Raw genomic sequence first — 26,728 nt, 5'->3', positions numbered from 1 at the left:
TCATGGGTCTGCAATTGGGTTTTGCCGCGCTGCTGTTATTGCTGATTGCACTGGCGGGGTCGACTTTCCGCATTCTGCGCGAATATGAACGCGGCGTGGTGTTCCAGCTCGGACGCTTCTGGCAGGTCAAGGGCCCGGGTCTGATCCTGCTGATTCCGGCGGTTCAACAAATGGTCCGTGTCGACCTGCGGACCGTGGTGCTCGACATACCGCCACAAGACGTGATCACCCGCGACAACGTCTCGGTCAAGGTCAATGCAGTGCTGTATTTCCGCGTGCTCGACCCGCAACGGGCGATCATTCAGGTCGAGGACTTTCTCATGGCCACCAGCCAACTGGCCCAGACCACGTTGCGGGCGGTGCTCGGTAAACATGAACTCGATGAATTGCTGGCCGAACGGGAACGGCTGAACGTCGACATCCAGCAAGTGCTCGATGCCCAGACCGACGCCTGGGGCATCAAGGTGGCCACTGTCGAGATCAAGCACGTGGACCTCAACGAATCGATGATCCGCGCCATCGCCAAACAGGCCGAAGCCGAACGGGAACGCCGGGCCAAGGTGATCCATGCCGAAGGCGAATTGCAGGCCTCGGAAAAACTCATGCAGGCTGCCGAAATGCTCGGGCGTCAGCCGGGGGCCATGCAGTTGCGCTACATGCAGACGCTGAGTTCGATTGCCGGTGACAAGAGTTCGACCATCGTCTTCCCGCTGCCGATCGAATTGCTCAAGGGGATGGCGGATTTGTCGTCAAAATCCTGATACACCGATAACCTGTGGCGAGGGAGCTTGCTCCCGCTGGGTCGCGAAGCGGCCCCAACATCTGCGACTTCTACGCAGCCGAGCGGGAGCAAGCTCCCTCGCCACAAAAAGATTATATTTCGCGCAATTGTTCCAACGCCTCATACGGTTCCCGCGCCCAGTGTTCCACCCGTTCACGAAGCAACGCCGAGGCTTCGCGACGCTTGTCATCGCCGTCGCCGACAAACACCTGCGACGGCTGCTTGGCATGTTGCCCCACTGCCGCAAACACCTGCCGGCGCTGCTCGATGTCCAACGCAAAGAACGCCGCCAACCGCCCCGCCATCGCCTGCGGCAGTTCGCTGTAATTCACCGCCCAGCCGCCAAATACCTGGCATTGCGCCAACCCCAACGCCAGCAACCGCCCCAACCGCCGAGCGATGTAATCCTCACGGCCGCTGAATGGAAATTCGTCATCCAGCACACTGGTACCGATCATCCCCGGCACCATGTGCACGCCCGGACGACGCAGATGCGAGACAGCAATTTCCAGCGGATCGCGATAAAGAAACAGCCACGGTGTTTCAGGGAAGCACTCGCGCAGTAACGGCAGTTCACCGATGTTCCAGGCGTCGAGTTTGATCACCAACCGTTGCTCCACGCCACGTCGACATTGCCCGTAGGCCGACAGTAACCCTTTGATCGCCGCACGGCGCTCGACGGCAGGCAAATCGCTGCGTAGCAACGCGTCCAGTGGCGGGGGTTCGCTGATGACAATGTGGTTGTCGAGTTGCGCCAGCATCTGACTGACCAGGGTCGAGCCACAGCGGGAGGCGTGAAAAATAAAGGCGCTCGGCGTCAGGCCGGGACTGCAAGCCCGCCAGTCCGCGAGGGTCGACAATGCCGTTTTTCGGCGAAATGCCTGATTGAACGGCAACCGCAGCGCATCCTCCACGGCGTCACGAAAAAACGGCTGATGCAGCCGCGTGTCACCGAACCAGCACCAATCGACTTGCCATTGCCCAGCCTCTTGCCACACGCGAATTGGCAACCAGCCTTCGAGGTTCAGGCGCTCCATTGTTCAGTCCACTGGCGGCGACCATCGCGCATCGCCGCACGCAATTCTTCGCGGGTGAACACAAGACCATGCTCGGCAGCCAGCACCAGAGTGCGGGCGACAAAGGCTTCGTTGTCCCGCAATCCCTGCAAGGTCTTGCACAGCTGCGGATCGCTGGCCAGCAGTGCGTTGAATTGCTCTAAAGCTTGATGACCGACCAGCGGCGACGGCGTGGTTGCCACCCCATCGATAATCGCCTGCTCCAGCCAGGCACCGGGCCGGCAATCGAGCACCAGATGAATTCGTGTCTGGGTATCGCGATTGTCCACGCGATGAGGTCGCGCCAGGTCGAGGTACCAGCACTCGCCGGCGGCCATCGGCATGCGCTGGCCGTCCAGCATGAAGTCCACTTGAGGGGGGCTGAGCAGCGGGATGTGCAGACGCAAGTCCGCATCCGGCTCGCCCAGGTCATAGTCACGATGCTCATGGATACGCCCGCCCGGGCCAAGTCGCAACAGGCGCGCGCAGACGATCTGCAGCGGCAGATCCCGCAGCCCTTGCTGCCATCGACCATCCTGTCGCCAGGGTTCGCGCAATCGAGGTTCACCGCTTCCGGGTGCCAGCTCGGTCAAGGCATCGGCCGCAGAAATCAGCGCCACGCCGCTCCAGTCGCCGGTGTAGTAAGCGCTGTTGAAGTGACCGTGCCAGTTGTCCTCACCGATCGCCGCCAGCGCCTGCAACAGCAACGGCAAATCCACCGTCACCGGCAATCGGGAGAATGCCGGCCGGCTCATCGTTTCGGCAGCACCGCGCATTCGCCGAGCCAAGTCAGCAAACGGTCAAGACAGGCCTCGACCGATTGCGCGCCCGTATCGAGCACCAGCGACGCACACGGCGGTGGCTCGTAAGGCGCGGAGACACCAGTGAACCCCGCCAACTCACCCCGTCGAGCCCGGGCGTAGTGACCTTTGGGATCACGCTGTTCACACACCGTCAAAGAGGCGCTGCACCAGACTTCGCGGTAATCCTCGCCCAGCCGTCGGGCAAACAGTTCGCGCAACTCCACCAAGGGCGCGATCATCGCGAGGATGACAATCTGCCCATTCTCGACCAACAGCGCCGCCACTTCGCTGGCGCGGCGGATGTTTTCCAGGCGATCACTGTCGGTGAACCCCAGATCGCGATTGAGCCCGACCCGCAGTCCATCGCCATCGAGCACCACACTCTGCACGCCATGTTCGAACAGCTCGGCGTGCAGTGCCTGGGCCAATGTCGACTTGCCCGCGGCCGGTAAACCGGTCAGCAGAATCGCCGTGCCGCGATGGCCGTTGCGGGCCTCCCGTTGGGCGCGGCTGATGCTCGCCGTCGGCGCCAGCAGGTTAGCGGACCGGGGCATGGGCCACCGGTACCGTGATATCGCCCGCCGCCCATGCCGCTTCGCGATTGGCCAGTGCGGTGGCGATGGACTGGACTTCGGTAGATTGCACCTCGTCCGGCAGCGGATCGAGACCGGCGCTGGCGAAAATTTGCCCGTAAGCGTTGCGCAGGTCAGCGTAGGACAGGTCGCGACGCAGATCGGCCTGCAACGTGTTCAGCTCGCCCTGGATCAGATCCAGTTCACCCAGCCCGGCCGCCTGATAGCGGTTGCGCAGCTGGCCGATGATTTGCCCGTCGATGTTCGACAACTGCTGATTGGTCTGGAACTGCCGCAGTGCTTCGCGGTAGTTGGCGTTGGCCACGTAGAGCTGGGCCAACACTGCGATGGACATCGCCTGACGGCGTGCCGTGGCGACTTCTTCGCCGGCCTTGGCGACGTCGATCGCGGCGGGTGCGGAAATCACATTGAACAGGTTCCAGGTGACTTTCACCCCGTAATCCGCCCAGCTCTGTTCCACCAAAAACGAGTTGCTGTCGTAATGCCCGCCAGCGGAGAACTCCAGCCCTGGTAACAGGCGCAGCATGGCTTTGCGGGTTTCGGCCGCGCTGATGCGGGTCTGGTAATCCTGCTCGCGCAACTCCGGCCGACTGGTCAGGGCTTCCTGCTCCAGGCTGGCGAGGTCGACCTTGAGCTCCGGAATGACGTAATCGTCCTGGGTCGCCAGCGTCAGCTCGGTATTCAGTGGCAGGTTGATCAGGGTTGCCAACTCGGTTTTTGCCAGCGACAGCGCGCGGCGTTGCTCTTCCAGTTGCCGGGTGGCTTCGATCAGCGAGCGCTGATAAGCCAACGACTGGATCGGATCGCCGATACGCTGTTGGCTCATGCTCTGGCTATTCTCACGGGCGGTATCGACCCGGGCCATCAGGCTGTCGATTTGCTTGAGCAAACGCTCGGCGGCCACGGCTCGCCAATAGGCCGAGCGCACGTCCTGGACAATGGTGTTGATCACCTTGCGCCGACGTTCCTGCACGATCAGCCGCTGATCACCCTGCTGCTTGGCGCTGATGTAGCTGACGCCGAAGTCGAGCACGTTCCAGACCATGGTCAGGTCCGCCACGTCACGGTCGCGGTCTTGGGAGGTCGACGGTTCCAGAGACTGGGTGCCGGTGCGCACGCTCTGGCTGCTGGAGGCGTTGACGTTGTTGCGCCCCACGTAACCGGCATCCAGCGCCATGCGCGGCAGCATGTCGAAACTGGCGAGGTCGAGTTGGCGCTTGGCCAGGGCTTCTTCCATGATCTTCAGCCGGCCTTCGAGGTTGTATTTCACCGCTCGGGCCATGGCCTGGTGCAGGGTCAGCGGGCCGCTGAGGGGCTCCTGCCCCTTGTACATGTTTTGCAGATCGCTTTTGGCGCGCTGTTGGCTGACGCTGCGTTCGATCGGTTGACTGGTGACTGCACATCCGCTGATCGCCAGCGCCAGCAGGCTGGCGCCGAACAATTTATGACTTCTTTTCATCCTTGTATTGCCCCCAGTGCCGTACTGCTTTAATGGTTTTTTCAGGCCTGCATTTCACTGATACCGACCTGTTGCAAAGCCGCGGCCAGGCTGTCGACCTGCCGTTGCTCGGTGTCTTTGAGCTGTTGTAATTGCTGGCCAAGAGTCGGTGCGCCAAACACGCCGCGCAGCCCTTGGGAAGCATCCCCCGCTCTGATTGACTGATTACCAAAGGTATTCAGCGAATCCCCCTCGCTACTGGTGGCCTGATTGAACAGGCTCGACAGCGTGCTGCTGCCGAAGACCCCGCCATCGCCCCCGCCAAAGCCGAGGAAGCCGTGGCCTGAGCCATCGCCACCGTTGTCGCTGCTGGTGAATACCTGGGCAATAAAACTCGGCGTCAGCGCCCCGTGGTTTATGAAAATGTCGCCCAGAGGCCGAATGCCATTGCCCATCACCCGTTGTTCAAACAACGGGGCAAAGGTCAGTGGCGAGCCGAGATCGCCAGTGGGCGGGGTGAAGATGATCGGTTGCAATGGCACGTTCGGTGGATCGGCCACGACCACCGGTGTCAACACCAAGGGCGGGGGCGTCGGTACGGTGTTGATCGTGTAGTTATTGGATACCGCGACGCTGGCGCCCAGGTTGCCTGCCAGGTCCGTCACATTGCTGGTGTCCAGCGCAATGAAGTTACTCGGGTCGGTAATGTTCGCGGCGGGCGTGAAGGTGCCGGTCCAGGTCTTGCCGCCGTCGCTGCTGGCCAGATTGGTCAGTTCACCGTTGGTCACGCTCAAGTCCGACAAATCGAAGTTGCTGACCGCTTCGCTGAACGTGAAGGTCACCAGCGTCGTCTGACCAATCCCCAGCACCGGGTTGGCAACCACGATGCTGACGGTCGGGCGGGTCGCATCCAGCGCATAGTTGTTGGAGATGGCGATGCTGGCGCCGGCATTGCCCGCGGCGTCGAGCACATTGCCGGTGTCGAGCAGGATCAGGTTGGTCGCATCATTGATGCTTGCGGTCGGTGTGAGTGTGGCGGTCCAGGTCACTCCGCCGTCGCTGCTGGCCAGGTTGGACAACACGCCATTGGCCACGCTGAGGTCGGACAGGTCGAAACCGGACACCGCTTCGCTGAAGGTAAAGGTCACCGTGGTGGTCTCGCCGATCCCCAGTTTATTGTCCGCGACCACAATGGTCGCGGTCGGGCGCACGGTGTCGATGGCGTAGTTGTTGGAATCGGTCACGCCGACACCGCTGTTGCCCGACCCGTTGGTCACTCCGCTGTTGTCCAGACTGATCAGGTTAGTGGTGTCCGTCACACTGGCCGCAGGCGTAAAGGTCGCGGTCCAGGTCACACCGCCATCGCTGGACGAAACATTGCTGAGGGTGCCGTTGGCAACCGTCAGGTCAGCGTTGGTGAAACCGCTCACCGCTTCGCTGAAGGTAATGGTCACCAGCGATGTTTCACCGGCCTTGAGGGCACTGTCGGCAACTACGATGGTGGCGGTCGGCACCTGGGTTTCCACCACATAGTTGGCCGAGTTGGTGGTGCCCGCTCCGGTGTTGCCGGCCAGGTCCGAGACGCCGCTGTTGTTCAGGGTAATGATGTTGCTGGCGTCGGTAACCCCGGCAGTCGGGGTGAAGGTCGCGGTCCAGGTGATGCCGCCGTCGCTGCTGCTCACCGCACTCAAGGTACCGTTGGCGACGCTCAAGTCACTGTTGTCGAAACCCGTCACCGCTTCGCTGAAGGTGATGGTCACCAGGGCGGTTTCCCCCGGTTTCAGGGTCGAATCACTTAACACGATGGTGGCCGTCGGACGCTGGCTGTCGATGGCGTAGTTGTTGGAGTCGGTAGTGCCGCTGCCGGTATTGCCAGCCACATCGGCCACCCCGGTGTTGTCCAGGGTGATCACGTTGGTCGTATCGGTGATGCTCGCCGCCGGCGTCAGGGTGGCGGTCCAGGTGATGTTATCGCTGGTGCTCAGACTGCTCAGGGTACCGTTGCTCACCGTCAGGTCGGCGATGCTGAAGCCGGTCACCGCCTCGGAGAAGGTGATCGTCACCACTGATGTCTGACCCACCGCCAGCGCCGAGTCCGCGACCACGATGGTGGCCGTCGGGCGCACGGTATCAATGGCGTAGTTGTTGGAGTCGGTGGTGCCGCTGCCGGCGTTGCCCGAGGCGTTTTGCACACCGCTGTTATCCAGGGTGATGACGTTGCTGGTGTCGGTGATGGCGCTGGTCGGGGTGAAGGTCGCGATCCAGGTGATACCGCCGTCGCTGCTGCTCACCGCAGTGAGCGTACCGTTGGCAATCGTCAGGTCGGCGTTGGTAAAACCGCTCACCGCTTCGCTGAAGGTGATCGTCACCAGCGACGTTTCACCGATTTTCAACGCATTGTCGGCCACCACGATGGTCGCCGTCGGCAGCACCGTATCGATGGTGTAGTTACCGGAGTTGGTGGTGCCGCTGCCGGTGTTGCCCGCCAGATCGCTGACCCCGGTGTTGTTCAGGGTGATGACGTTGCTCGAGTCATTCACGCCGACGGTCGGGGTGAAGGTCGCGGTCCAGGTGATACCGCCGTCGCTGCTGCTCACCGCCGTGAGCGTACCGTTGGCGATGCTCAGGTCCGCGTTGGTGAAGCCGCTGACCGCTTCGCTGAAGGTAATGGTCACCAGCGAGGTTTCGCCGGCAGTCAGCGTCGTATCGGCCAGCACAATCGTGGCGGTCGGACGAACAGTGTCGATGGCGTAGTTGTTGGAATCGGTGGTGCCGCTGCCAGCATTGCCCGCCAGGTCACTGATCCCGGTGTTGTCCAGGGTGATCAGGTTAGTGGTGTCGTTGATGCTCGCCGAAGGCGTGAAGGTTGCCGTCCAGGTGATGCCGCCGTCGCTGCTGCTCACCGCAGTGAGCGTACCGTTGGCGATGGTCAGGTCGGCGTTGGTGAAACCGCTCACCGCTTCGCTGAAGGTGATGGTCACCAGCGAGGTTTCGCCGATTCTCAACGCCGAGTCCGCGACCACGATGGTGGCCGTCGGGCGCACGGTGTCGATGGCATAGTTGTTGGAATCGGTGGTGCCAGTGCCCACGTTACCGCTGGCGACAGCCTGCACGCCGGTGTTGTCCAGGGTGATCAGGTTGGTCGTGTCGGTGATGCTGGCGGTCGGGGTGAAGGTCGCCGTCCAGGTAATGCCGCCGTCGCTGCTGCTCACCGCCGTGAGCGTACCGTTGGCGATGGTCAGATCAGCGTTGGTGAAACCGCTCACCGCTTCGCTGAAGGTGATCGTCACCAGTGAGGTTTCACCGATTTTCAGCGCATTGTCGGCCACCACGATGGTCGCCGTCGGCAGCACCGTATCGATGGTGTAGTTACCGGAGTTGGTGGTGCCGCTGCCGGTGTTGCCCGCCAGATCGCTGACCCCGGTATTGTTCAGGGTGATGACGTTGCTTGAATCATTCACGCCGACGGTCGGGGTGAAGGTCGCGGTCCAGGTGATACCGCCGTCGCTGCTGCTCACCGCCGTGAGCGTACCGTTGGCGATGCTCAGGTCCGCGTTGGTGAAGCCGCTGACCGCTTCGCTAAAGGTAATGGTCACCAGCGAGGTTTCGCCGGCAGTCAGCGTCGTATCGGCCAGCACAATCGTGGCGGTCGGGCGTACCGTGTCGATGGCGTAGTTATTGGAATCGGTGGTGCCGCTGCCGGCGTTGCCCGCCAAATCGCTGATCCCGGTGTTGTCCAGGGTGATCAGGTTGGTGGTGTCGTTGATGCTGGCGCTCGGGGTGAAGGTCGCGGTCCAGGTGATGCCGCCGTCGCTGCTGCTCACCGCGCTCAACGTGCCGTTGGCGATGGTCAGGTCAGCGTTGGTGAAACCGCTCACCGCTTCGCTGAAGGTGATGGTCACCAGCGAGGTTTCGCCGATTTTCAGTGCCGAGTCCGCGACCACGATGGTAGCCGTCGGGCGCACGGTGTCGATGGCGTAGTTGTTGGAGTCGGTCGTGCCAGTGCCCACGTTACCGCTGGCGGCCGCCTGCACGCCGGTGTTGTCCAGGGTGATCAGGTTGGTCGCGTCGGTGATGCTGGCAGTCGGGGTGAACGTCGCCGTCCAGGTGATGCCGCCGTCGCTGCTGCTCACCGCCGTGAGCGTACCGTTGGCGATCGTCAGGTCGGCGTTGGTAAAACCGGTTACGGCCTGATCGAAGGTGATGGTCACCAGTGAGGTTTCGCCGATTTTCAGTGCGTTGTCGGCTACTACGATCGTCGCGGTCGGCGGGGCGGTGTCGATCACGTAGTTGTTCGAGTTGGTGGTGCCGCTGCCGGTGTTGCCCGCCAGATCACTGACCCCGGTGTTGTTCAGGGTGATCAGGTTGGTGGTGTCGTTGATGCCCGCCGAAGGCGTGAAGGTCGCCGTCCAGGTGATGCCGCCGTCGCTGCTGCTCACCGCCGTGAGCGTACCGTTGGCGATGGTCAGGTCGGCGTTGGTGAAACCGCTCACCGCTTCGCTGAACGTAATGGTCACCAGCGAGGTTTCGCCTGCGGTCAGGGTTGTATCGGCCAGCACAATCGTGGCGGTCGGGCGCACGGTGTCGATGGCGTAGTTATTCGAATCGGTGGTGCCGCTGCCGGCATTGCCCGCCAGGTCGCTGATCCCGGTGTTGTCCAGGGTGATCAGGTTGGTGGTGTCGTTGATGCTCGCCGAAGGCGTGAAGGTTGCGGTCCAGGTGATGCCGCCGTCGCTGCTGCTCACCGCAGTGAGCGTACCGTTGGCAATGGTCAGGTCCGCATTGGTGAAACCGCTCACCGCTTCGCTGAACGTAATGGTCACCAGCGAGGTTTCGCCGATTTTCAGTGCCGTGTCCGCGACCACGATAGTGGCCGTCGGGCGCACGGTGTCGATCGCATAGTTGTTGGAATCGGTGGTGCCGCTGCCGGCATTGCCGACAGCATCGATGACCCCGGTGTTGTCCAGGGTGATCAGGTTGGTCGTGTCGCTGATGCTGGCGGTCGGGGTGAAGGTCGCCGTCCAGGTGATGCCGCCGTCACTGCTGCTCACCGCAGTAAGTGTGCCGTTGGCGATGGTCAGGTCGGCATTGGTGAACCCGGTTACCGCTTCGCTGAAGGTGATCGTCACCAGTGAGGTTTCGCCGATTTTCAGCGCATTGTCCGCCACCACGATGGTCGCGGTCGGGCGGAGCGTATCAATGGCATAGTTGTTCGAATCGGTGGTGCCGCTCCCGGTGTTGCCCGCCAGATCGCTGACCCCGGTGTTGTTCAGGGTGATCAGGTTGGTGGTGTCATTGACGCTGGCCGAAGGCGTGAAGGTCGCGGTCCAGGTGATGCCGCCATCGCTGCTGCTCACCGCCGTAAGCGTACCGTTGACAATCGTCAGGTCCGCGTTGGTGAAACCGCTGACTGCCTCACTGAACGTTATGGTCACTAGCGAGGTTTCACCAATGCTCAGGCTGGTATCGGCCACCACCAGGGTCGCGGTCGGGCGCACGGTATCGATGGCGTAGTTGTTCGAATCGGTGGTACCGCTCCCGGCATTGCCCGCCAGGTCGCTGACTCCGGTGTTGTCCAGAGTGATCAGGTTGGTCGTATCGGTGATGCTGGCGGTTGGGGTGAAGGTTCCCGTCCAGGTGATGCCGCCATCGCTGCTGCTCACCGCCGTGAGCGTACCGTTGGCAATCGTCAGGTCCGCGTTGGTGAGGCCGGTGACCGCTTCATTGAAGGTGATGGTCACCAGCGAGGTTTCGCCGACTTTCAGCGCATTGTCCGCCACCACGATGGTCGCGGTCGGGCGTACGGTGTCGACCGTGTAGTTATTGGAGTTGGTGGTGCCGACGCCGGCGGTGCCCAGGCCGTTTATCACGCCGGTGTTGTCCAGGGTGATGACGTTGGTCGTATCGGAAATACTGGCGGACGGGGTGAACGTTGCCGTCCAGGTGATGCCGCCATCGCTGCTGCTGACGGAGCTCAGGGTGCCGTTGGGGATAGTCAGGTCCGCGTTGGTGAAACCGGTCACGGCCTCGGAAAAGGTGATCGTCACCAAGGACGTTTCGCCGATGCTCAGTGTGGTGTCGGCGACCACAATGGTCGCGGTCGGCGGTGGCGAATACGCGGTGTTGAGTACGCCACCGTCGTTATAGATAGTCGCGAAGGAGGTCGGCGAGGTGCCGGTTGAACCTCCGCCCTGCGCGGTACCGCCTGCACCACTGGCCGCGGCATTACCGGCCAGGGCCGCGAAGTTGGCAGCCGTGATCAGTAGCGTGCCTTTGTTCCAGATCGCACCGACGCCCCGGCCGCCAATGCCGCCATTACTGGCATTGCTGCCTTGGCCACCACCACCGCCACCGCCGCCACCGGCGCCGATGTTGTTGCTGATGGTCGACGTGCCGATGACGGTTATGGTGCCGCTGCTGGCGTTGTAGATCCCGCCCACCGCATTGCCGCCAGCGCCACCTACCTTGTCCCAACCGGCCCCGCCGCCGCCACCGCCAATGGAAATCGTGCCATTGGTGGCCGTCGAACCGTTACCGCCGTTGCTGTAATAGGAAACGCCCACCCCGCCAGCACCGCCAGTGGTGGTACCGCCGCGACCGCCCATATGGGTGGCGTCATAACCGCCGCCATAACCACCGACACCGGCGCTGCCCGCCTGGCCGCCCAATGTGCCGGTGCCCGGCCCTGCCGAACCGCCGTGCCCGCCGCCCTGGCCGCCCAAACCGCCACCGCCACCGCCGCCACCGCCGTAAAAAGCGCCCGTGACACCGCCGCCGCCACCACCACCGGAAGCGGCGTTGGAGGTCACGGTAACGTTTTTCAGGGTCAGTATCCCTGCGTTGAAAATCCCCCCCGCCATCGCGCCCGTGGCACCGTAGCCACCGTTGCCACCGTTGCCCGCCACCAGGCCGCGGGTGATCACCAGGCCATCGAGTGTCACGATGCTGCCAGACGCCACTTCAACCACTCGGGTCTTGTACTGACCATCGAGAGTCACATCTGCCACACCGTCGTTGTTCAAGTCGCCATCAACGTAGACGTTCTTGTTGATCAGCAACTCGGAGGTCAACTGCACCGTCATGCCGGTGCTGAATGTGACGATATCGCCGTTCTGCGCCGAGGCGAGGGCGGCACGCAACGAGCCGACGCCCGTGTTGGCGTTGTTGGTGGCGGTCCAGGTGGCCAGGCCCCAGTGATAATCGTTCATGGCCGTGGTCGAGAGCACGTTGGCGCTTTCGATGTTGCCGGTGGCAATTTCCAGATTCCAGTCGCCACCGACCCCGGTGCGGTTGCTGGAAGCGGCGATATCACGACCGGTCAGTTGCGCCAGCGAGTCGACGAAACTCAAGCCGCGCTCACCTTCGGCGGTGTAGCAGCCGTAGATCAAGATGTCGCCGCCGACGTTCATGTCCTTGCCGATTTCCGCCAGCACGGCGCTGCGGGCCGCGACGTTATCGGCCGACAGATAACTGTTACCCAGCCACAGATCGCCTGCGTTGCCGTGGGCGATGATCTGCACCGAACTGATGCCTTGATGGGTATCGAGGTAGTCGGCAATCTGCTGCAAGCCGTCCTTGCTCGCGTCCAGCTGAACCACCTGAGTGCCAGGCGCGACGCCTTTAAGCAGGCTGTCGGCGTCCTTGACCCGCGAATCGACGAACACCACGCTTTGCCCCGGCACCGCGACAGGTGTCGGGGTTGGCGTGGCATCGGCCTGGCCGTGGGTGTCCTTGCTGGCGACCGGCTGATCGGCAGTCGGTGCCTTGACCGCGTCGGCCGTGGTATGGCTGTCAGCCTGGGCAGTATCGGCCACCGTGGCGGCCACCGCGCCGTCGAACAGCATGCGCGGCTCCAGGGACATAATCATTGGCGAGGCCAGCGCTCGTGCGCCTTCGGTAACCCGCGACTTGCCTTTGCTCCACCACATGCTGCTCACCCGGACTCGAACTTTTTGACAGGCTAATGAAAACGCCGCGATCAACTGATCGCGGCGTCGGCTTTCATACGAATGACATTGGCGGCGCTGGCTGAGCCATCGAGCCAAAAGGACAACTCGGCGTATTGCTTGAACAAATCCGGCGGCAGGATCGTGCGCCTGGACTGCAATTGGACCTTGGCCTTCACCTTATGCAGCCCCGAGAGGCCAAGGGCCTGGTCGAATTCCGGCGCGTCGTAGGCCAAATGATCGAAATCATGTTCGAACCAGGGTTCACCGATGAAGTCGTAGACCAGCCGCATCACCCGCTCTGGCGCCTGGCTCAGCAGGTCGTAATCGATGATCAGCAGTGAGTCGGCGTGTTCGCCGTAATAGGCTTCCTTGAGGGCGGCCCAGGAAAACCCCACCAGCCGATTGCGCTGGGCCAGGGTTTCGCAGCGGCTGTAGACCGTGTTGCGTTCGACTGCATCGCCGAACAACTTGGTGTTTTCGAAGGGATTGGCGCGGTACAGGCGCTCGATGCTGTCCATGACCCAGGCGACATTGCGCACACAGGCAATGATCTTGGCTTGAGGGAACAGATCGCTGATCGCCGGCAGGCGCGAACTCCACAAGCGATTGGTGTCGAACACCACCGGTTTGTCGGCCTTGTCGGCATAGTAAGAATCGAACAAGCCACGCAACAGGCGGCGACGCAGGTCGGTGTCGATCACCGCGCCGAATTCGCTGCCGGCGCTGCATTGCTCCAGAACGCCGGAAAAGAGTGCGCCCACGGGGCTGGTCATGCCGGCATGAAAGCGCGGATTCTGCAAAAGAATGGCAGAAAGCAGGGTCGAGCCCGAGCGCGGCAAGCCGGAGATAAAGTGGAATTGTTGCAATCCATTCACCCGTCATTCAGTCCTTTGTACGACGGAGCGTAGACCATGAATGGCCCTACAGCTAGTGGTGTTTTGATATCAAATCGGAGCTAAATCGACTGGAAAACGCAGTTTATATAACTGTTTAAAAGTTGAATCGTTTAAGCCCTGAAACCACGAATTACTTCAGCACATACAAGCGTGCCACGGCGCCTCCCCCCCGGGCTTCGTCGACGCGTCGCCAGCCCGCGGGCAATGGAGCGAACTCGTCCGCCCCCTCGAGGGTACCGACCAGCCATACCCGACCAGTGCCTTTGGGCAAGGCATCGAGGCTATCCAGGTAGATATCATTGGTCACCAGCGTACCGAAACCGTAGGCGTTCGGCCGGCTCGACCGGCCATCGGCCAATGGTGGCGTGTACAACATCGGTTTGGCGTTGGTCTGGTTGTAATAGACGTAACTCAGGTACCAGAGCATATCGCTGGTGACGATTCGGTCGCCGGGCATGAAGTGCTGGTTCACGTGTTTGGCCATGACGCTGATCTGATCCTCAGTATCCACCGTGGCATTGTTCTTCACCCCCACCAGCTCGACACCGACAAACAGCAGCAGCACGGCCAGCGCCAAGACCTTGAAGTCTGCGTACAAGCGATCGACGGCCAGTGCGACAACCATCGGCAGACCCAAGGCGTAAGCGGTCAGGTAACGCTCGATGAACACCGGCGAGATGAACGACACCGCAAACACCAGCAATAACGGGACCGCGGTGTAGATCACCGCCAGCGCACTGCCACGGAACACACTGCGGTCGCGGGCCAGCGCCACGCCCGCCAGGGCCACCAATGCCAGTGGCAGCGCAATAAAAATCAGCGTGGGCAGGTTCTCGCCATCGTCCTGGATCAGGAGCGACCAGATCATCGACGGCAATGAGTCGAGCATGACGGGGGGCTCCCACCCCACATCACCATTGGCCTTGAGCAGATCCAAGTGCTGGATCAGATCGATCAGGCTGGGCACCCACGGCAGGTACAACAGCACAATCGCCACATTGGCCAGCCACCAGCCCGAGCGCTGAATGTGTCGCAGTCGATACCCTGGCTGTACACGGATCAGGCCCAGATACAACCAGTGACACAGCACGCACAGCGCGGTGAAGTAATGGGTGTAGAACGCCGCTGTCATCAGCAGGGTGTAGATCACCAGATAGCGCGTGCGTTGTGGTCGTTTTATCCAGTACACCAGGGCGATCGTGGCGCCGATCAGCCACGTCCCCAACAGCGAATACATCCGCACTTCCTGGCTATACCGCACCGCCGTCGGCAACAGCGCCAGCAGAACCCCGGCCAGCAACGCGGCGCGGCGGGTCGCGAGCAGGTCCACCAGCCAGACACCGAGCCCGACCGTCGCAATCCCCGGCAGCGCGCTCAGGCAACGAATCGAAAAAATGCCGTCGCCGAACAGCCCGATCCAGCCGTGCAGCAGCATGAAATACAGCGGCGGATGCACATCATGGGCTGCATGCTCCCAGATCCCGGCCAGAGAGTACTGGCTCAACAACAGGCTGGACCCTTCGTCACCCCAGATCGCCGCCGCCGTCAGGTCGTAAAAACGCACCAGCGCAGCCAATGCCAGGATCGGCAGCAGCCAGTGCTCCCGCGCCCACCGCAATAAGCGGCGGGCAGCCGCCCATGAGCCCGGTGTCGCGTGCGGATCCTGAGTGTCACCCAGCGGTGTTTCTCTACGTGCCTCCATTGCCTCCCCTTTTTCGACCTGATGTGCCTCGACCCAATGAGCTTCGACCCAGTGAATACGCAATTTTCTCAAGCACTGTAGGACAGGCTCAGGCCCGTCGTCGATGCTGGCTTTAAGACGGACGACGTCCGGCAATCATTCCGATCAGCGTCTACGCTTTGGCGTGGCGTGACCCAGCCACGGAGATGAACGGAGTCGGCTGATCACTGCGATCCGCCCGGATAACCGGGCCTGCGATGTGACATATCAGACACTAACCTGAGGGATGAGGAACTATGGAAGTATTCATGGGCACTATCCAACCTTTCGCCTTTAACTTCGCCCCCAACGGCTGGGCCCTGTGCTATGGCCAGACGCTGGGGATCTCGCAATACCAGGCGCTTTTCTCACTGCTGGGAACCTACTATGGAGGCAATGGCACCACCAATTTCATGCTGCCCAACCTGCAGGGACGCATGCCGATTGCCCAAGGCAACGGCCTGGGCCTGACCCCGCGTGTCATCGGCGAGGTCTCCGGGACCGAAAACGTCACCGCGACCATCAATAACCTGCCCAACCACACCCACGCCCTGTCCGGGCTCACGGCCACCACCACCCTGCAACTGGCCAGCCCGGCGAGCAACCCGGTCACCAACCCGACCGCAACCAACTCGTACATCGGTGCCTCGGGCGGCGGGCCAGGCTCGGCGAGCATCTACTCCGATCAGCAAGGTGCTGCGGCGGTACCGCTCAAGGGCGTCACCAGCACGGTGACGGGGGAAATCTCGTCCGCCGGCAATGGTTTGCCCATGACGGTGATGAACCCGTTCCTGGTGCTCAACTTCAGCATCGCGCTGAACGGGCTGTTCCCTTCGCGTAACTGAGGGTCTGGCCGGGGGATGCACATCCCCCGGCCACTTTTGCTTGATGGAGGGATGCCATGCTGCAACAGGTTCAAAGCCAACACTTTCAGGCACTGCTGGGCAAGACCGGAACGCTGCGGCTGCCAGATGGCAGTGAGCTGCCGATCCATATCGACACCTTGAAAGAAACGCCCCATTCACAGATGCCCAAAAGCGAGCGCATGCCGTTCAGCGTCGAGCTCAACAGCCTGCAACCCACTGACTTTGTCGATGGCTTGTGTGCGCTGGAGTTACCGGAACTGGGCCAGGTGGAAAATATTTTTGTCTCGCGAGTACCGAACATGGGGCGGGATCCCGACGTGGGTTATTTCTACATTGCGTTCAATTGAAGAGTGACGCTGATCGCTTTACGTAGGAGCTGCCGAAGGCTGCGATCTTTTGATTTTGATTTTTTAAGATCAAAAGATCGCAGCCTCGTTTCACTCGGCAGCTCCTACAATCGATTATGGGTTCAGCCTTGGGGATACCACACCAGCCGCTCCGCCGCCGGGTTGCGCTCTTCAACCTGAAACCCCAGCGCCAGGTAATGCTGGCGCGCATGGGGATTGTTGGCCCAGACCACCGTCGCCACCGGGCAGCGAATTTGTTGCGCGGCTTTTTGCACGCCTTGCAGCACCGTCCGCCCGTAACCCCGACCTCGGGCCTGGGGGATGAACGCCAGGTACAGCACGCGAATTTCATTGGGGCCAAAATCCGTGGTCAGTGCGCCGATGGCCGTGTCGAGTTTCTCGATCACGTAATGCATGGCGTTGGGAAAGTTCTCCCCCAGCCCTTGTTCCTGCACGTTGAATTGCTGGGCAACCACCTGTTGGACCACTTCCTGCTCGCCGTCGATCCATTGCAGATCCGGCCGCGCCGCCTGGTAAAGGCTGTGCAGAAAAGGTCCATCGCTGGTGCGCGAAGGCCTGACCACCAAGCCGTCCGCTGCCACTGAATCGCTGCTCGCCATCGCTGTTCTCCCTTAGAAACCGCTTTCCCTGACCCCCAGGGCCGCCATGCGCCGCCAGGCAACGCCCAGCAACGATTCGCCGCTGCCCTGCAACACCACAATGCCGCGCAAAGGTTGCACCGGCGTCGGCGTCTCTTCGAGGACACTCAACCGCGCGCCATACTGCGCCTGCACCGGCTCGGCGCGCTGATGCTCATCCCGGCGCACGGCAATCGGCCCGTGATGATCGGAAGTCAGCGCCTCTTGATCGACATAAGCCGCGCCGTTGGTATCGATTTCGCTTAATTGCACGGCGATCGCCGGGTGCATCGGGTCATCGGCGATGAACCGCCCGCGAGCACCCGAAGCAACACGCCAGAGCTCGGCTTCGGCCAGATAACCGCGCAACCGCGCGCCGTCTTCGACCACCCGCGCCAAAGGATCTTTAGTCGAAAGCCAGCGACCGACCGTTAACTGCGGCAACAGGTCGCGCACCTTGCCGGCGTGGGGCGCGCGCAGTAGCAGTCGCTCACGCTGGGCGACCAGGCCGCGGTATTCAGCCACCGCTTCCGCCAGGCGCTGCTCGACGATTCCGGCGTCGGCCGCGGTTTCGCTGCGGCTGGCCTGACGACGCATCTGCAACTGCTGAATCTGGATCTCGCGGCGGACGATGGCCTGGCGTGAGTCCAGGTCCGGTGATTCCAGCTCGATCAGCACCTCGCCCTGGGCGACAACCTGGCCGTCATGCACATTCACCGTTTTTACCCGCGCCGCCACCGGCGCGTGCAAGGCGCTGGTGTGTCCCGCCTCCAACATCGTCGGCAACTCCACCGCGCTGCGCCACGGCAGCGCCAGCAGCAACAACAGCCCTAACAATGTCAGGCTGCTAAGCAGTACCCGAGGCGTATGCGCCTGTTCGCGACGACTCCACCATTGCCGCCACTCGCTCAGGATCGGCAGGAAGATGAACCACACCAGCTCCACCAGCATCAGGAAGATCCCCAATACCTTGAAGAACAGGTGATAAACCGCCAGCGCAATCCCGAAAAACAACGCCGCGCGCCATAGCCACGAGCCGTATCCCCAGATCAACAACCGCCGCTGCATCCTCGGCGCCCACGGCTCCGGCGCCGGGGCAGCGTAGCCGAACAGGAACTCGCGCAATCGCCAGCGACACAAGGCAAAGGCACGTCCCTGAAGGTTGTCCACTTCCCAGAAGTCGCTGAGCAAGAAGTAGCCGTCGAAACGCATGAACGGGTTGAGGTTGATCACCAGCGTAGTGATCCAGGTCGCACTGGCGAGCATGAACGCCGCCGTGCGCCCGGGGCCATCGGGCAGCAGGGACCAGGCGAGCAGCGCGATACAGGCCAGCACCAGTTCCGCCAGCACCCCGCCGGCGCCGATCAGCAAACGCGCACGTCTATCGTTGACCCGCCAGGCGTCACTGACGTCCGTGTAGAACATCGGCAGCAGCACCATGAACGCCACGCCCATGCTCTGCACCCGACAACCGGCGCGCTTGGCCATGAAGGCGTGGCCGAACTCGTGGCACAGCTTGGCGAAAAACAGCGCCACCGCGAACGCCAGCGCGCCACCGAGGCTGAACAGGTGCGGAAAGGTGGCGATGAATCGCTGCCAGTCCCGCGACACCAGAAACACCCCGAGCCCCAGCGTCGCGGGCAGTCCGTAGCGCAATGCGCGCGGGCCGAAACGCTCCAGCCACGGCCAGACGCGATTGAGAAAGGCGTCCGGACGCCACAGCGGAATCCGGAAAAACAGGTATTGATGCAGCAGGATTTTCCACAGGCTCTGGCGCTGCGCCGCGGCCTTCAGGCTGTAACTGGCGCGCTGCGATGGGTCGAGGGCGCTGATCAGGTCGTGGCCGCGCAAAAAATCCAGCAATTGCTCAAGCGCCGCGCCGTCCAGCGGCAGCCCTGGCTCGCGGTTGGCGGCACGCAGCACCTGCTCGGGATCACCCAGGGACCAATGACGCAGCAAGCGCATCGCCGCCGCGCCGAGTTTGAAATAACGTCCACGCACCGGGTCGGCCAGGGTCCAGCACGGTGACCCGTCGAGGGCCGGCGCCGCCGTCGACAATTGCAGGTCTGCCCGCAGGCTCGGCAGGCTCATCTAAAGGCCCACGCTCTGACGCAACCCGGCCAGCGGTCGACGCAACAGGTACAGCGCCAGCGGCGCACGGTCACCGAAGACTTTCGCCGTGCCACGCAGGCCAATGCGCGGCGGTGCGCCGTCGAATGTCGCATCCAGTCGATAAGCCAGTTGCCCACCAGCTGTTGGCTGCGCTTCATAGGCCGAACGTTCGAGCCTGGCCTGGTGCCGCTGCAGTGGATCGCTGTCGAGAAACAGCGCGACCTGCGCCCCAGGCTCCAGGGCGATCGCATCGCCCACGGCCAATTCGATGCGCAACTCGGCCTGGTTCGGGTCGGCGATTTCCATCAAGCGCTCGCCGGTCTGCACCGGTTTGCCGGTCCAGCGTTCGGCGTCGGCGAACACCGCGATGCCATCCCGCTCGGCACGCACTTCGCTGCGCTTGAGTAGTTCACGGGCGTAATCCCGTTCGGCGCGTTTCTGCTCGACACGTGCGGCCAGCAGATCGATTTTCGAACTGGATTCGGCATCGGCGAAGGAGCGTTGGGAATTGGCCTTGAGTTCCGCTTCGGCAACGCCCAGAGCGCGCTCGGCCACATCAGCCTGAGCCTTGAGCGTGGTGCTTTCGAAGCGCAGTAGCAGGTCGCCGGTCTTCACCGTCTGGTTGGGTTTGACCAGGAACTCGGCGATCACTCCGTCCAGCGGCGCGGCGACCACCCGGCCGCCCAACGGGACGACTTCGGCCGGTGCCAACACCGATTGGCGCACCGGAATCAGTAACCCGAGCAACAACACGGCGACCAGTGCCACCTGACGCTTGCGCGTCCAGCGCAGTCGCCAGGGTTTGCGCGGTTGCAGCGCCAGCCAGGCATGGCTGTAGGTGTCGCCCAGTTGCGACAACAGCACCTGCTCGGCAGGGTTCCATGGCACATCCCGCGCCAGCCACAGCCCGCCGAAGATCTCGCCCTGATGATCAATCAGTGGCAACCAGAACACCTGAGCGGCCGACAGACTTTGCCAGTCAGCCTGAATCGGTTCGCTAAGCAGATCGGGCGCGATCACCCGTGCCTGTTTCAACACCTCAAGCTTGAACAGCTGCGCGACCGCTTGCTCGACAAACGCCACGAACGGCGCATTCGGCTCCACGGCACTGACACCGGTCACCGCCTGCACCTTGCCGGCGATCAACAACGCAGCATGGCGGAAACCGAACAGCGCCTGGCCGTCATTGACCAGGCTGTAAGCCAGCTGCGAAGGATTGCGAGCGGCACGGGTCTGGCGTTCGAGATCAAGAAACCTGGCGAACACCTGCTCCGCGCCGCCCGTTACCGGGGCGTTCACTTGAGCTCCGCGAAACGTGCCGTTCCGCTCATGCCGGCCAACAGACCGCTGGCGTTGGGCAGCGTCGCCACCAGCAGCAAAGTCTGGCTGCCTTCGTCGATCCGCGCGCCGAGACGCTTGACCGTGGCATCCAGCGGCTGACCGGTTTCATCGGGGACAAAACTGAACGTCTGGCCGGGCTTGAGTTTGCCCATCCAGCGTGACGGCACCAACAGGTGAATTTCCAGGGTGCGGTTATCGACCACATCCAGCAACGGCGCGCCGGCGGCAACGCTTTCGTAGCGTTTGACCTTGCGCTCGACGACCTGGCCATCGAACGGCGCGACCACGCTGCAGCGTTTGACCTGAACCTGATAAACCTGAGATTGCGCCTGGGTTTCGCTGACCTTGGCCTCGGCCCGCGCCACTTCAAAGCGCCCCACCGAATTCAACGCCGCCAGTTGCCGGTTATGGGCCAGCTCCTCACCGGCGCCACGGTTGGCGGCCTGAGCCGCGTTGAGCTGAGCCTGATAAGCCGAACAGTCAAACCGCGCCAGGGTGTCGCCCTTTTTGAACGACTCGCCCTCACTGAACGGCAACTCGACAATCCGCCCGGACAACTCACTGGCGAGCACCGCCTGATCCCGGGCTCGCAACACACCACGGGCCTCACTGCTGGCTGACGCGTTACCGCCGACCGCGTTGCTTTCCAGCAACGGATCGTCTGGCGCAGGCGTTTGCGCCTGTACTACGCACGTTACAAAGGTTAATCCCGCAACCCAAATACGAAAACGCCGCATAACCGTAACTCCCTGACGGATGAACGGAGTCTACGACAGCGGGGAGGCTCGTCAAGCGGATGGCCATCATTGGTTGGAGCGCGCGTTGGCGGATAGGTGTTAATTTCCTTACAAACTATCCATATCAACGCTGCGCCATCTCCGCCACCGGATACGCCGACTCCCATCCCCCACCCAACGCCTTGTACAACCCAACCATTGCCAACGACACCCCGGTCGAGCTCTCGACCCACTGCTGCTGGGTCGCCAGCAATTCGCTTTGCACGGTGAGGACGTTGACGAAATCCACCACCCCTTCGACGTATTGCTGTTGCGCGGTGCGCAGGGCGATCTGGTTTTGGCGCACGGCTTCGGCGAGGCTGTCGCGGCGCAATTGGCTGGCGTTGTAGGCGGTGAGTTGATTGTCGATTTCATGCCAGGCCCGCAGCACGGTTTGCTGGTAAGCCAGGGCCGCTTCCTGTTGTTGGGCTTCGCGCAGATGCAACACGCCCCGCAGTCGACCGCCGTCGAACAGCGGCAAGCTCAATTGCGGACCGATGCTGAACGAGCGCGAGCCCCAGGAGCCGAAATCGCTCAGTTGCAGGGCTTGCGAACCGATGTTGCCCGACAGGGTGATTCGCGGATAGAAGTCACCCTTGGCCACGCCGATGCTGGCGGTCGCGGCATGCAGTCGGGCTTCGGTCTGGCGGATATCCGGGCGGCGCTCGGCCAATTGCGACGGCAAGCCGATGGCGACCTGTCGCGGGGTTTGCGGTACCGGGGCGTCTGTGGATAACTCGGCGGACAACGCTTGCGGCGGTTCGCCCATCAACAGGCTCAGCGCGTTGATCAGTTGCGACTGACGCTGCTCCAGCGCCGGTAAACGTGATTCGATGGCCGCGACTTGCGCGGCGGCTTCGGCGACGTCCAGATCCGTCGCCACACCGTCGGCCAGGCGCAGTTGCGAGAGTTTCAAACTATGCCGGGCGACGTCGAGATTCTGCTCGGTGACGGTCCGGGTGCTTTGCACACCGCGCAGTTGAATGTAGTCCTGAGCCGTTTCGGCGAGCACCGACAGCAGCACGCCACGGCGATCGTTTTCCGCCACCTCCAGGGTGGCATCGGCGGCTTCGGTTTCGCGGCGCACACGCCCCCAGAAATCCAGTTCCCAGGAGGCGGAAAAGCCTGCATCCCACAGGTTGTAGGCTGAGTCGCCACTGTTGCCCGACGGATCGTTCAGGCCTTCACCGCTGTTGCGTTTGCGCCCATAGCTGCCGGTGGCGGCGGTGTTGGGATAGCGGTCGGCGGTGATTACCTGGCGCGCGGCGCGGCTTTGTTGCAAACGGCTGCTGGCGAGTTTCAGGTCGAGGTTATCGGTCAGGGCGCGTTGGGTCAGGGCCGAGAGTTTCGGATCGTGGAACACTTCCCACCAGCGTTCGTCCATCTCGTTGGGGACGGCCTGACTGGCGGCGGCTTTGGCCGGTTTCGACCATTGGGCGACTTGCTGCGGCTGAGGGCGCTGGAAGTCCGGGCCGACGGTGCAGGCGTTCAATGAAAACAGACTCAACACAAAAACTACTGAATGAATGCCGACTTTGTGGCGAGGGAGCTTGCTCCCGTTCGAGTGCGTAGCACTCGCAAATTTTGGGTCCGCTTCGCGGCCCAGCGGGAGCAAGCTCCCTCGCCACAGGGATGCGCGATTAGCGAAGTTCATCGTTGTGCGACCTCATGCTCATCGGCCGTAGCGCTGGCAGTATCAATACTCGCCTCCACCGACATCCCCACCCGCAACCGCTCAGCCAATGGCTGGCCTGGATCGAGGATGATTTTCACCGGAATCCGTTGCACAACCTTGGTGAAGTTGCCGGTGGCGTTGTCCGGTTTGACTGACGCGAAGGTCACGCCGGTGGCCGGTGCGATGCTCTCGACGCGTCCCTGCAGGGCTTCGCCACCAAGGCTGTCGACATGCACCTGCACGTCCTGCCCCGGCTGTACGTCGGTCAGTTGGGTTTCCTGAAAATTGGCGACCACATACGCCCGTTCCAGCGGCACCACGGCCAGAATCTTGCTGCCCGGTGTGACATAGGCGCCGACCCGCACCGCGCGCTCGCCGACCATGCCGTCCTGGGGGGCAACGATGCGCGTATAGGACAGTTCATAGCTGGCCATTTCCAGCGCCGCTTGCGCTCGTTTCAGCCCACCTTCGGCGGCATCGCGCTGGGCGGTCAGGATCTCCACTTGTTTGCGTTCCGCCGCCAGCACCGCTGTGGCATTGGCCAACCGGGCGGTGGCCTGATCGATGCGCGTGCGCGCCTGCTGGGCATTCTGCACGGTGCCGGCGCCCACCCCGGCGAGGTGGTTGTAGCGGTTCAGTTCATGCTCGGCGAAAGCCATCTCCGCCTTCGCCGAAACCACCGTAGCCTGGGCCTGAGCGATCACCGACGTCTGGCGCTCCAGGGTTGCCCTGGCGTTTTGCAGCTGCGCCCTGGCCACCAGGGTTTGCGCGTCGGCGGCCTCGGCGGCAGCGCGCAGGTCGCGGTCGTCGATCAACGCCAGCAACTGCCCGGCCTTGACCTGTTGGTTGTCCTCCACCAGCACTTCCTTGATGAATCCCGCCACGCGCGGCGCCACCAGGGTGAAGTCCGCCGAGACGAAGGCATCGTTGGTGCTTTGCTGTGTACGCTTGCCGAACAAGCCCGGCGCCACCAGGTAAATCAACACGCCGACCACCATCGCTGCGGCAACGCCGACAGCGACTTTTTGCTTTGATTGAGTCGTCATAAAAACCTTCTGTTCCAGTGAAGCGTTCAAGTTGGCGCGCGCGGTGGATAAATCCGCGTCGGCAGCCAGAAAATCAGCAGGATCAGCGCCACGGCGACGCCAGCCATGCACAGATAAAGATCGGAAGAAGTCAGCACCACGGCCTGCTGATGCAGTCGGTGAGCGAGGCCCGCGCTGGCGCCATCAGCCAGAGGCGAGTTACCGAGGTTGTCCACCAGCACGGTCGAGTGAAAATGCAGCCTTGCGGTGGTCAGCGCGTCGATCACACCGGTGGCGATCACCGCCGCCAGGCCTTTCACGGTGTTGAACCAGGCCGAGGCGAACGGCCCTTCCATCGGGGTGATGCTGCCGGTGGAGAGCATCAACAGCGGCAGCACGGCCATGGGTTGACCGAAAATCTGCAGCCATTGCAGGACATAGAAATCGTCACGAATCCACGCCGACGTCAGCTGCGAGCCGCCGATGCAAGACAGCGCCAGCATGCTCAGGCCGATCCCCAGCACCCAACGGCAATCGACCCAACGCAGGTTGCACAGCGCCGCCACCAACGGCAGCGCGATCAACTGTGGCAACGCTGCCAACAGCATGATTGGCGCCGTCTGCAGCGGGCGATAACCCTGGACCTGAGCCAGGTAACTGGAGGGAATGATGACCACAGCGAGCAACACCACCAGCACGCCGGCCAGGGTCAACAACGCGAACGACAGGTTGCGGATACCGAGCATCTGCAATTTGAAGAACGGAATCGGTTGCGACCACTCGTTGATCAGGAACAGCACCAGCAGTAGCAGCCCGCCGCCGAGCAGTGCGCAGATCAGGCTCGACTCGAACCAGTCCAGCCGATTGCCTTGCAGGATGCCGATCACCAACATGCAGATCGCCGGAAACCCCAGTAGCAAGCCACGCCAGTTGAATGACTTGAAGCGTTCCAGACGCAGCGGATCCTGGGGTAGACCGTAAGCCACCGCCGCCATGGCAATCAGGCACGGCACGACGATTTGCCAGAAAGTCCATTGCCAGCCGACGTACTCGGTCCACAACCCGGCCAGCGGCGTGCCGAGACCAGGGCCGAAGGTTGCCGTCAGGGCATAACCGGCCAGACCATAGAGCTTCACGTTGGCCGGCAGGAACCGCAGCGCAACGGTCATCAGCATCGGCGGCAACGCACCACCGGCCAGGCCTTGCAGGGTGCGCATGACCAGCAAGCTTTCATAATTCGGAGCAAACGGGCTCAGCACGCCCAACAGGGTGAAGACGCTGATGGCGCACAGGGTGAAACGCCGCAACGAGAACGTCACCGAACACCAAGGGGCAAATGCCATGGCGGCCACCGAGGTCGCGGTGTAGCTGGCAACCAGCCAGGTGCCTTCGTCGTAGCCGATGGCCAACGCACCGCGAATGTCGGCCAGGGCGACCTTGGTCACCATCTCGTTCAGGCCCGACACCAACACCGCCAGCAACACGCCCACCAGGCCGATGATGATTCTCGGGCCGAAGACCGGTGGTGCGACGGCGGTCGCAGGTTTGGCCGCGACGAGAGGTGCCGTTGCCGCGAGGGAAGTCATGTACTGCACGCTCCGGAAGGGGGATTCCGAAGTATTTTAGGAAGTGCGAGAGCTTACGAAAATTGACTTATTGGCAGCTTATAAGTGCGCGATACGCAATGGTTAAAGTCAAAAGATCGCAGCCTTCGGCGGCGCCCACAGGCGCGTAGGAGCTGCCGAAGGCTGCGATCTTTTGACCTTCAAACCGGCTGCGCCGCCAACCAGGTCTCGTCGCAACAAGCCTTGAGCGTCTCGCGCATCCAGCGGTGCGCCGGGTCTTTGTCGAAACGCGGGTGCCAGGCTTGGGTCAGCATGAGGGTAGGTAGCGGAATCGGCAGGGTGAACGAGCGCAGCTTCAAGCCCAGGCGCCGCACACTCAGCAATGCTTCTTTGGGCACCGGCAGAATCAGGTCGGAATCCGGCAAGGCGAACATCGCCGCATGGAAACTCGGCGCAATCACCGCCACCCGCCGCTCCAGCCCCAAGGCATTGAGCGCCGTGTCGATCGGCCCACGGGCGATCCCGCGACGGGACATGCTGATATGGGAAAAGCCGGCGTAACGCTCGGCGGTGATCTCGTCATCGAACAGCGGATGGTCTTCGCGCACCAACCCGACAAAGTGGGTGGAGAACAGGTTTTGCACCTTCACTTCCGGCATCAGCGGTCGATTGTTGCTGACGCTCAGATCGATGCGTCCTTCGCGCAAGGCTTCATCGTCCCCGTCGCCCTCGGGGACAAAGCGTAGTTCGCAATGCGGAGCCTGGCGCTCCATCGTGTCGAACAGCTTGCCGCCATAGACGCCCACAAAGAAATCATTGGCGCGAATGCTGAACCGCCGGCGCAAGCTGCCCAAGTCCACGTCATCGGCAGAGCGGAACAGCAAGGCGGCCTGCTCCACCAGGTCCCGCACTTGCTCGCGCAGCTCCAGCGCCTTGGGTGTCGGCACCAGGCCACGGCCGGCGCGCACCAGAATCGGATCGCCGATGGCCTCGCGAATCCGCGTCAACGTCCGGCTCATCGCCGCCGGGCTGAGGTTCATCCGCCGCGCAGCGCCCACCACGCTGCCCTCGTCGAGCAAGGCGTCGAGGGCGACCAACAGGTTCATGTCCGGGAGTTGCATGCTGAGCACTCGTGGCTGATCTGGATT

Annotated in this window: 18 protein-coding genes; 3 read left to right on the top strand and 15 right to left on the bottom strand. The window is 62.4% G+C overall.

Annotated features, from left to right (window positions below; translation table 11 throughout):
- Nucleotides 1-2 precede the first annotated feature (2 nt).
- A complete protein-coding gene (locus tag ACEN9A_RS00195; RefSeq protein WP_019651568.1) occupies nucleotides 3-761 on the top strand; it encodes a slipin family protein in 759 nt (252 codons plus the stop codon).
- A gap of 112 nt (nucleotides 762-873) precedes the next feature.
- On the opposite strand, the gene ACEN9A_RS00190 is transcribed toward ACEN9A_RS00195, so the two are convergent.
- The 7 genes from ACEN9A_RS00190 to ACEN9A_RS00160 all read right to left on the bottom strand — a co-directional run bounded on the left by ACEN9A_RS00190 (nucleotide 874) and on the right by ACEN9A_RS00160 (nucleotide 15,217).
- A complete protein-coding gene (locus ACEN9A_RS00190) occupies nucleotides 874-1,818 on the bottom strand; it encodes a sulfotransferase family protein (protein ID WP_258671876.1) in 945 nt (314 codons plus the stop codon).
- Nucleotides 1,806-2,591 carry an aspartyl/asparaginyl beta-hydroxylase domain-containing protein gene (locus ACEN9A_RS00185; protein WP_258671875.1) on the bottom strand — a complete coding sequence of 262 codons (786 nt, stop codon included), beginning with the start codon at nucleotides 2,589-2,591 and terminating at the stop codon, nucleotides 1,806-1,808. The genes ACEN9A_RS00190 and ACEN9A_RS00185 overlap by 13 nt, the downstream gene beginning before the upstream one ends.
- Nucleotides 2,588-3,193, bottom strand: a complete 606-nt coding sequence (cysC, locus tag ACEN9A_RS00180; RefSeq protein ID WP_018929393.1) for an adenylyl-sulfate kinase — start codon at nucleotides 3,191-3,193, stop codon at nucleotides 2,588-2,590. The genes ACEN9A_RS00185 and cysC overlap by 4 nt, the downstream gene beginning before the upstream one ends.
- A complete protein-coding gene (locus tag ACEN9A_RS00175; RefSeq protein ID WP_258671873.1) occupies nucleotides 3,177-4,691 on the bottom strand; it encodes a TolC family protein in 1,515 nt (504 codons plus the stop codon). Before ACEN9A_RS00175 ends, cysC begins: the two co-directional genes overlap by 17 nt.
- 41 nt (nucleotides 4,692-4,732) lie before the next feature.
- Complete coding sequence (locus tag ACEN9A_RS00170; RefSeq protein ID WP_258671871.1) at nucleotides 4,733-12,598, bottom strand: Ig-like domain-containing protein; 7,866 nt, start codon at nucleotides 12,596-12,598, stop codon at nucleotides 4,733-4,735.
- Between the two features lie 50 nt (nucleotides 12,599-12,648).
- Nucleotides 12,649-13,494: a sulfotransferase family protein gene (locus ACEN9A_RS00165; RefSeq protein ID WP_018929397.1), complete on the bottom strand. Its 846-nt coding sequence runs from the start codon at nucleotides 13,492-13,494 to the stop codon at nucleotides 12,649-12,651.
- 151 nt (nucleotides 13,495-13,645) lie between these two features.
- Nucleotides 13,646-15,217 (bottom strand): glycosyltransferase family 39 protein, encoded by a 1,572-nt coding sequence (locus ACEN9A_RS00160; protein WP_258671870.1) that lies wholly within the window; start codon nucleotides 15,215-15,217, stop codon nucleotides 13,646-13,648.
- 275 nt (nucleotides 15,218-15,492) lie between these two features.
- Between ACEN9A_RS00160 and ACEN9A_RS00155 the strand changes: the two genes are divergently transcribed.
- Both ACEN9A_RS00155 and ACEN9A_RS00150 read left to right on the top strand, forming a co-directional pair.
- Nucleotides 15,493-16,080, top strand: a complete 588-nt coding sequence (locus ACEN9A_RS00155) for a phage tail protein (RefSeq protein ID WP_018929399.1) — start codon at nucleotides 15,493-15,495, stop codon at nucleotides 16,078-16,080.
- A 56-nt stretch (nucleotides 16,081-16,136) separates the two neighbouring features.
- Entirely contained in the window at nucleotides 16,137-16,448 is a 312-nt protein-coding gene (locus ACEN9A_RS00150; protein ID WP_019651576.1) for a DUF6916 family protein, read from the top strand.
- 122 nt (nucleotides 16,449-16,570) lie between these two features.
- Here the strand turns inward: ACEN9A_RS00150 and ACEN9A_RS00145 are convergent, their stop codons facing one another.
- The 8 genes from ACEN9A_RS00145 to ACEN9A_RS00110 all read right to left on the bottom strand — a co-directional run bounded on the left by ACEN9A_RS00145 (nucleotide 16,571) and on the right by ACEN9A_RS00110 (nucleotide 26,701).
- Nucleotides 16,571-17,068, bottom strand: coding sequence for a GNAT family N-acetyltransferase (locus ACEN9A_RS00145; protein WP_258671869.1), 498 nt, complete (start codon nucleotides 17,066-17,068; stop codon nucleotides 16,571-16,573).
- Between the two features lie 12 nt (nucleotides 17,069-17,080).
- Complete coding sequence (locus ACEN9A_RS00140) at nucleotides 17,081-19,177, bottom strand: site-2 protease family protein (protein ID WP_258671868.1); 2,097 nt, start codon at nucleotides 19,175-19,177, stop codon at nucleotides 17,081-17,083.
- The gene (locus tag ACEN9A_RS00135; protein WP_258671867.1) at nucleotides 19,178-20,497 is read right to left on the bottom strand and encodes an efflux RND transporter periplasmic adaptor subunit; all 1,320 of its coding nucleotides are present in this window, start codon (nucleotides 20,495-20,497) and stop codon (nucleotides 19,178-19,180) included.
- Nucleotides 20,494-21,276, bottom strand: coding sequence for an efflux RND transporter periplasmic adaptor subunit (locus ACEN9A_RS00130; protein WP_026331885.1), 783 nt, complete (start codon nucleotides 21,274-21,276; stop codon nucleotides 20,494-20,496). Before ACEN9A_RS00130 ends, ACEN9A_RS00135 begins: the two co-directional genes overlap by 4 nt.
- A gap of 124 nt (nucleotides 21,277-21,400) precedes the next feature.
- Complete coding sequence (locus tag ACEN9A_RS00125) at nucleotides 21,401-22,969, bottom strand: efflux transporter outer membrane subunit (RefSeq protein ID WP_413388558.1); 1,569 nt, start codon at nucleotides 22,967-22,969, stop codon at nucleotides 21,401-21,403.
- Nucleotides 22,966-24,036 carry an HlyD family secretion protein gene (locus ACEN9A_RS00120; protein WP_019651581.1) on the bottom strand — a complete coding sequence of 357 codons (1,071 nt, stop codon included), beginning with the start codon at nucleotides 24,034-24,036 and terminating at the stop codon, nucleotides 22,966-22,968. Before ACEN9A_RS00120 ends, ACEN9A_RS00125 begins: the two co-directional genes overlap by 4 nt.
- 26 nt (nucleotides 24,037-24,062) lie before the next feature.
- Nucleotides 24,063-25,601 carry an MFS transporter gene (locus tag ACEN9A_RS00115; RefSeq protein WP_258671863.1) on the bottom strand — a complete coding sequence of 513 codons (1,539 nt, stop codon included), beginning with the start codon at nucleotides 25,599-25,601 and terminating at the stop codon, nucleotides 24,063-24,065.
- A gap of 179 nt (nucleotides 25,602-25,780) precedes the next feature.
- Entirely contained in the window at nucleotides 25,781-26,701 is a 921-nt protein-coding gene (locus tag ACEN9A_RS00110) for a LysR family transcriptional regulator (protein ID WP_019651583.1), read from the bottom strand.
- Nucleotides 26,702-26,728 lie beyond the last annotated feature (27 nt).

The organism is Pseudomonas sp. Pseusp18 (assembly GCF_059506005.1).
The sequence above is the reverse complement of the archived record's forward strand: the minus strand, read 5'-3'. Positions and strand labels throughout refer to the sequence as shown.